Origin of the sequence: Acinetobacter sp. YH12086, assembly GCF_013419345.1 — a bacterium.
Lineage (GTDB): Bacteria > Pseudomonadota > Gammaproteobacteria > Pseudomonadales > Moraxellaceae > Acinetobacter > Acinetobacter amyesii.
This window is the reverse complement of sequence record NZ_VPAF01000036.1, coordinates 1-6,820: the sequence shown is the minus strand read 5'-3', so window position 1 is coordinate 6,820 and position 6,820 is coordinate 1. Positions and strand designations below refer to the sequence as shown.

General features: G+C 37.0%; 8 protein-coding genes. 5 read left to right on the top strand and 3 right to left on the bottom strand.

All coding sequences use genetic code 11. From position 1 onward, the window contains the following. Nucleotides 1–115: 115 nt before the first annotated feature. Nucleotides 116–586 (top strand): hypothetical protein, encoded by a 471-nt coding sequence (locus FTU29_RS16955; RefSeq protein WP_004870960.1) that lies wholly within the window; start codon nt 116–118, stop codon nt 584–586. Between the two features lie 114 nt (nt 587–700). On the opposite strand, the gene FTU29_RS16950 is transcribed toward FTU29_RS16955, so the two are convergent. Beyond that, nucleotides 701–982: a type II toxin-antitoxin system YafQ family toxin gene (locus tag FTU29_RS16950; RefSeq protein ID WP_001129137.1), complete on the bottom strand. Its 282-nt coding sequence runs from the start codon at nt 980–982 to the stop codon at nt 701–703. Beyond that, nucleotides 975–1,268 (bottom strand): type II toxin-antitoxin system RelB/DinJ family antitoxin, encoded by a 294-nt coding sequence (locus FTU29_RS16945; protein ID WP_004870963.1) that lies wholly within the window; start codon nt 1,266–1,268, stop codon nt 975–977. The genes FTU29_RS16950 and FTU29_RS16945 overlap by 8 nt, the downstream gene beginning before the upstream one ends. A 381-nt stretch (nt 1,269–1,649) precedes the next feature. Here FTU29_RS16945 and FTU29_RS16940 point away from each other — a divergent pair, with 381 nt between their 5' ends. The 3 genes from FTU29_RS16940 (at nt 1,650) to FTU29_RS16930 (ending at nt 5,196) form a co-directional block, all read left to right on the top strand. Next, a complete protein-coding gene (locus FTU29_RS16940) occupies nt 1,650–3,218 on the top strand; it encodes an ATP-binding cassette domain-containing protein (RefSeq protein WP_159124549.1) in 1,569 nt (522 codons plus the stop codon). 752 nt (nt 3,219–3,970) lie between these two features. Next, nucleotides 3,971–4,903 (top strand): replication initiation protein RepM, encoded by a 933-nt coding sequence (repM, locus tag FTU29_RS16935; protein ID WP_026438545.1) that lies wholly within the window; start codon nt 3,971–3,973, stop codon nt 4,901–4,903. Beyond that, the gene (locus FTU29_RS16930) at nt 4,900–5,196 is read left to right on the top strand and encodes a hypothetical protein (protein WP_087528905.1); all 297 of its coding nucleotides are present in this window, start codon (nt 4,900–4,902) and stop codon (nt 5,194–5,196) included. The genes repM and FTU29_RS16930 overlap by 4 nt, the downstream gene beginning before the upstream one ends. On the opposite strand, the gene FTU29_RS16925 is transcribed toward FTU29_RS16930, so the two are convergent. Then, a complete protein-coding gene (locus tag FTU29_RS16925) occupies nt 5,193–5,477 on the bottom strand; it encodes a hypothetical protein (protein WP_004871868.1) in 285 nt (94 codons plus the stop codon). The two genes, FTU29_RS16930 and FTU29_RS16925, sit on opposite strands and share 4 nt — an antisense overlap. Nucleotides 5,478–5,840: 363 nt before the next feature. Between FTU29_RS16925 and mobQ the strand changes: the two genes are divergently transcribed. Further along, on the top strand, nt 5,841–6,812 hold the full coding sequence (gene mobQ, locus FTU29_RS16920; protein ID WP_087528904.1) for a MobQ family relaxase: 972 nt from the start codon (nt 5,841–5,843) through the stop codon (nt 6,810–6,812). Nucleotides 6,813–6,820: the final 8 nt, after the last annotated feature.

Here is a 6,820-nt window from a genome sequence, read left to right as displayed (position 1 = left end):
GCCTAGAACAAGAACGCCAAGCCGAAATACAACGACAGCAAAAACTAGAGCAACAGCAAGCCGAGCGAGCCAACCGTAAAGCATCACAAGACTTAGATCAGGGCGGAATGTACCGATGAGCAACCAAAACGACCTAGATGACCAGCTCTATATTTTACTGGCATCTATGAAAGAGTATCGAGAAGCCATAGCAGACGATAACAAGCGATTAGAAGCGTTTTACAAGGAAGTGGCTAGCGGAGTACTCAATAAGACCGAAAAACACCTAAAAAACGCCAATCAGAAGCAAATAGACGCACTCAACAACAGTATTCGGGAATTAAACAATGCAACCAATCAACTTGACTGGCGATTCATGGCAATCTACGCCAGTGCTTTTGTTAGCTTGCTGATCGTTTTCTTTTTAGCATTATTTTTATATGTGCCGAGCATGGACGAAATCAAACAGCGTAGAGCAGACGTTGCATGGCTAGAACAAAAATACAGCCTAGATATTAAAAATTGCAATGGGAAGTCTTGCGTTCGCATCATGAAAAATGACTGTCACGGAGCGAATAAGGATTATTGTGTGATTGACCCAAAATAATGATTAGACAGTACTTTGCTCGGCTCTTGCCATCACCGAATCAATGACAGCAGTCGCAAAGTTGCCCGACTTTGAAACATGGCTAAAGCCATCTTTCAAAGCATCGAGCGATAGTCATCCAAAAATTTCGGAATGGCTATCCAACTGATGCAGTTCTAAAATATCGTCACCAACAAGCCTATAGATCAAGACTAAATCAGGCTTCACATGACAATCACGACAATTTTTAAACTCTGCACCACCTTTCAAGGGATGATCTAAATACTTTTCAGGCAAAGGATTATTTGCGACTAAACAATCTAATACTTCTGCCCATTCAGCCGTAACCAGTTCTAAATAACGTCTTTTAATATCACGTTTAAAAGAACTGGTTACGATAATCTTACGTTTAGCCATGTGCTTCTTCCGACATAGCTTTAATCGCTTCTTCTACCGTTTCGTACTCGGTGTACTCGCCATTTTCAATCTCTTTTAAAGATTGAAGTAACTTGGCTGCTGCTTTAGGAGTTAAAGCAGGTTCTCGTGCATAGTCAAAAGACAAAGGAATCGCTTTAGTTTTAACGATTTGATTCAAGAACAGTTTGAATGCTTGAGGCATAGTCAAACCATAGTCTTCCAAAATTGGGGTGACTTGTTCTTTTAACTCTGCTTCTAAGCGCATATTGAAATTGACTGCGGACATGATTCCCTCACTCAAAAACCATTAAAGTAAAGATAATATAAGTCATATTCTTTACTTTTTCATTACTTTTGATGTAATAAATGGTTTCTGACAACTGAATTTCGTATAACAGCCATTATGTTAAATAACTTTTAGAAGCTTTAGTACAAGCTTGACAGATTGTCTTATCATTATAAAATAACCTTATTCAAATCATCCTCCCAAGAGTAACGCCAATGAAGTAAGTCATTTTCTCATCATTATTTTTAAACTTTTGATGTGCAAAATAGATTCTACTTGTGGCTATATATTCTTGGTCTCTACTTTATATCCTAAATAATATATTGTTTTTTATAAGTTAATCTTCACTATTTTGCATATCCTCTACATGAGGAATTTTTTATGCAACATGCATGTATTGCTTCAAACTTAAATTTAGAATTTTCTACACAGAAAATGTTTGATCAGCTAAACATTACGCTTTTATCAGGACAGGTTTCTGCATTAATTGGACGTAATGGTTTAGGTAAATCCCTATTGTTCAGAATATTAGATCAAAGCCAAGCTTTAGATATTCATTATAGTGGTCAAGTTTCATGGAATATCCAACATGATTATTTGGCACAATTAGAACGCCTTAATGCTGAAAATATTGCACAAGCATTAGAGGTAGATCATTTACATCATGCTTTTCGGCGTATAGAGAACAATACAGCTAGTTTTGATGATTATGAGTTAGTTGAAAATACCTGGGATTTACCACAAAAATGGCAAAATATACTTGAAAATGCTGACTTACCTACGGATTTGAACTTTCCAACAGAAAAACTGAGTGAAGGACAAAAAACAAAGCTGGCTTTATGTCGTTTGTTTTTAAAAAAGGATCACTATCTACTTTTAGATGAACCAAGCAACCATTTAGACTCAACATCTAGACAATGGTTAATTGAGAGTATTTTGGCACACCCTAGTGGTGTATGCCTGATTAGTCATGATCGCCAATTACTCAATCAAGTCCAACATATTTATGCTTTAACTGAATTAGGCTTACAACACTACAAAGGTAATTATGAGCATTACATTCAACAGCATCAGCTACACATGGATGCATTAACTCAGTCTATTAATAATGAGAAAAAAGAATTAAAGCAGTTAAAACAACGGCAACATGATAGCTTAATGAAAGCGAATAAACGTCAATCTAAAGGCAATGAACTTCGTGATTCTAATTCTCAAGCAAAGATTTTTCTAGATTTCAAAAAGGAAAATGCTGGACAAAGCTTAGGTAAGCTACGTGCCCAACAAACTCGACAAACTGATGATTTGAAAAATAGTCTGATTAATAGGCAGACCATTGTAGAAAAAATCAAAGCTCAGAAGTTTGAATTCCACTTACAGAGTACGAAGCAAGGAGAGATTTTAAGAATTCATGATTTAAAGCTACCCCATACAGCAACAAATAAAATTAATTTTGCATTGAAAGCTGGCGAAAAAATCCATCTTAAAGGTGCTAATGGAATTGGTAAATCAACCTTATTGAAATTGATTTCTACCCATCAACGTGATGATATTTTCTTTAGTGGAACATGTTTGTATTTAGATCAAAACTTTAGTTTATTAAATAATGATTTATCCGTAATCGAAAACCTTGCACTTTATAACTCCAATCTTACTGAAGTTGAGTGGAGAAATTTGTTAGGTCAGTTACGTATTCGTCGTGAAAAAGCTTTATTAAAACTATCAGAACTGAGTGGTGGTGAAAAATTGAAAGTCGCATTATTAGCAATGAGTCACTATCCTGATGGTATTGATTTATTATTGCTTGATGAACCAGAAAATCATTTAGATATTGAGTCTAGAGAGCTTCTATCGCAGGCTATTAGCCAATATCAGGGCGCTGTAATTTTAGTTTCACATGATCATTTTTTTGTTGAACAGTGTGAAATATCTGAAGAGTATTTAATTGAGTAAAATGACATTTTCAAATATATAGATTTATTAGTTCTACTAAAATTAACATAATACACCTTATACGAAATGCTTTATAATTATCCTTATAATTCAACGCTGTAGTTTCTAGTTGATAGCCCGAACATCACTGTTCGGGCTTTTTTAATGATTTGTCACGTTCCACGCCTACTATTTAATCAATGTTTCACAACTTTGATTAGCTCAATTAAATAATTAAAACCTAGATAATAAGAACCGAGCGAGTGTCTACGAGCGATTGAGCATCATCAAAATTTCGCCCTCGCCTTTTCTCTGATTACAAGCTCCCTTTCGATTTTAAACGGTAGGTACAGAGCATCCCGAATGGGTGCGAACTTTGGAGCTTTTGCTTTTCAAAAAGTATGAGCGAAGCGAATACATTACCAATATTTTTGCTTTTAGATTTCACAAATAGGATTACCCAAAAACTGCCCCACGAAGCGAGGAACGAGCTTCAATAGAGTACGAGCTTTAGCGAGTACCTAGGGCAGTTTGCACTCCCCTCTCGAAAGGCTTTTAATTATTTTTAAAGCTTTTAAATGCTTTTAGATAAGCTGAAAACATTGATATTAGAGGACTACAGCTTATATAAGCACACAAATTCTCTTGTATAAGCACACAAATTCTCTTGTATAAGCACACAAATTCTCTTGTATAAGCACACAAATTCTCTTGATTTACACACATAAAATATATAGTGTGTAAATACACATTAATAATAACGTGTATTTAATATGAAGAATGGTTTAGTTGTGAAAGATAATGCATTAATAAACGCCAGTTATAATTTAGAACTAACGGAACAGCGTTTAGTCATGCTTGCAATCATTAATGCAAGGGAATTAGGGCGGGGTATTACGGCAGATAGCAAACTAGAAATACATGCTAGTGACTATGCAAAACTATTTAATGTATCACCTGATGCATCCTACAAAGCCCTGAAAGATGCCGTAAATAATCTATTTAACAGGCAGTTTAGCTATACAGCCGAATATAAAAAAACAGGGAAGGTAGGTATCGTTCGCTCTCGCTGGGTAAGCCGTATTTTTTATGTAGATGATTTGGCATTACTAGAAATTACTTTCGCACCTGATGTAGTTCCTTTAATCACTAGATTAGAAGAACACTTTACAAAATATGAAGCCAAACAAGTTGCACACCTAACCAGTAAGTATGCTACTAGACTTTATGAGTTATTAATCGCTTGGCGTGAAGTTGGTAAAACACCTGTTTTTGAACTACAACAATTACGTAAAAATTTAGGTGTTGAAGATGATGAATATCAACGTATGCACCATTTTAAAAGCCGTGTATTAGAAACTGCCATTACTCAAATCAATGAACATACAGACATAAAAGCCACTTATGAGCAACACAAGAAAGGGCGTACAATTACTGGGTTTTCATTCAAGTTTAAGCAGAAACAACAACCGAAAAAATTAGATTCTAAGCGTGACCCAAACACACCTGACTTTTTTATCAAAATGACCGATGCACAACGCCATTTATTTGCAAAAAAAATGTCAGAAATGCCTGAAATGGGGAAATATTCACAAGGTACAGAAAGCTACCAACAATTTGCTATTCGTATCGCTGATATGCTTTTAGAGCCTGAAAAATTCAGAGAGCTTTATCCAATTTTAGAAAAATCAGGATTTCAGCCATGATTAAATTAAATAACCTATCAACCGATCTAAAGCATGTGACCGTTGAATACCTCGACATCGTAAATTATGAAATTGCGAGGGAAAATATATGCGGTTATATCTTCCTATTATCCCGACTATCCAAAGATGCCGAACCCACCGAAAAAATGCAGATGGAAAGCAAAATACAGAACTTAATTTACTATCGGGATAATTTACAAATCGAGGACAAGGACAATATTCAAAAGGTTTTAAATACGCTCATTCCAGAGTATCAAGCCGAACAAAACAACCAAACAGCTAAGAAAAATTAGGCTTCAATATCGGGCAAATCAAAAAGCTGTCGATCTCTATTTTCTGTTAAATATTCGTTGAGTTCAGCGAGTATTTTTTCTTTATTGGCTTCATTTGCCTGCATTTTCTTAATCAAGTAAGAACCGAGCAAAATTTTACGCCTAGTATCATCCTTGCGCTCCTGTTCTTTCTTTTTGGTACGTTCTCTTGCTTCAATAGCCTGTTTCTGTGCTTTTAACTGTTTCAGCTTCTCTAACTGGGCTTCAATTTTCTTTTCGATATTTTCAGCAGATTTAGTCATAACGGTTAATTTCGGAATATAGAAAACCACTCAAGCATAAGACCCTATGAATTGAAATTCAAGCGGGTAATATGCTATCGTGTTTTTCATGAAATGCGCACTTACGACTTGAATTTCATTCAAGTCAAAAGATGCGTAAGGGGGACACCCCTTAACCCCAAAAGCAAAAGCAAGAGCGGTAAAGCAAATGAAGAAATACAATATTGATGAACAGCATATTTTTATATGCTCAAACTGTGGGAATGAATTTTTATACAAATTACCTAAAATTCTTATAGAGCAAATGAATGGAGTATCCATTCAAACTATTAGAAAAGAATGCCCGAAATGTAATCAATACGTGGATGCCACAAGGAAAATTTAATGGCGATTTACCACTGTACAACCAAAACCGTTAACCGCAGTTCGGGAAGAACTGCCGTTGCATCTATGGCTTATCGTGCAGGGGAAAAACTCAAAGATGAACGAACAGGACTAACCCACGATTTTACGAGAAAGGATGGTGTCGCCCATAGCGAAATTGTGTCTAACCTTGATATAGAAATAGACCGTAGCGAATTGTGGAACTTGGCGGAACAGTCCGAAAACCGCAAAGATGCTCGAACTGCTAGAGAATGGGTCATTGCCCTACCTGATGAATTAGACGCTGATCAACGTAAGGACTTGGCAAAAGAGTTTGCTCAATCACTTGTTGATCGCTATGGCGTGATCGCAGATTTAGCCATTCACGAACCCAGCAAAGGCGGAAATGATAAAAACCATCACGCCCATATCATGCTGACCACCCGAAAAGCTGAATTAGACCCTGACAATAAACTCACTTTGACGACAAAAACCGATATTGAGTTAAGTAATGCCAAACGCAAAAGCCTAAATATGGGAACAACCCAAGACGACATCAAACAGATTCGGGAAACATGGGCGGACTTAGCCAATCACGCACTGGAGCGAGCAGGCTACCGAGAAAAAATAGACCACCGCAGCTATGCCGATCAGAACAATGGACTACAAGCCACCATTCATGAGGGGACTTCGGTCACTCAACTCCGTAGACAAGGCATAGACACCGAAATCAGCCGTTATAACGACCATGTGAAGCAACACAACGCCCAACACCTCAAACAACAGCAACAGCGCACAGACAGCGTTTTACAGCGTGGTTTAAACCGTGCCGAGCAAGGCTTCGAGCAATGGCAGAAAAACCAAGAAGCTAAACGCCTAGAACAAGAACGCCAAGCCGAAATACAACGACAGCAAAAACTAGAGCAACAGCAAGCCGAGCGAGCCAACCGTAAAGCATCACAAGACTTAGATCAGGGCGGAATGTACCGATGAGCAACCAA

Bases quoted from the DNA above. Each gene is read 5' to 3' on its own strand.
- FTU29_RS16955 (WP_004870960.1), top strand. From the start codon at position 116: ATGAGCAACCAAAACGACCTAGATGACCAGCTCTATATTTTACTGGCA.
- FTU29_RS16950 (WP_001129137.1), bottom strand. From the start codon at position 982: ATGGCTAAACGTAAGATTATCGTAACCAGTTCTTTTAAACGTGATATT.
- FTU29_RS16945 (WP_004870963.1), bottom strand. From the start codon at position 1,268: ATGTCCGCAGTCAATTTCAATATGCGCTTAGAAGCAGAGTTAAAAGAA.
- FTU29_RS16940 (WP_159124549.1), top strand. From the start codon at position 1,650: ATGCAACATGCATGTATTGCTTCAAACTTAAATTTAGAATTTTCTACA.
- repM (WP_026438545.1), top strand. From the start codon at position 3,971: ATGAAGAATGGTTTAGTTGTGAAAGATAATGCATTAATAAACGCCAGT.
- FTU29_RS16930 (WP_087528905.1), top strand. From the start codon at position 4,900: ATGATTAAATTAAATAACCTATCAACCGATCTAAAGCATGTGACCGTT.
- FTU29_RS16925 (WP_004871868.1), bottom strand. From the start codon at position 5,477: ATGACTAAATCTGCTGAAAATATCGAAAAGAAAATTGAAGCCCAGTTA.
- mobQ (WP_087528904.1), top strand. From the start codon at position 5,841: ATGGCGATTTACCACTGTACAACCAAAACCGTTAACCGCAGTTCGGGA.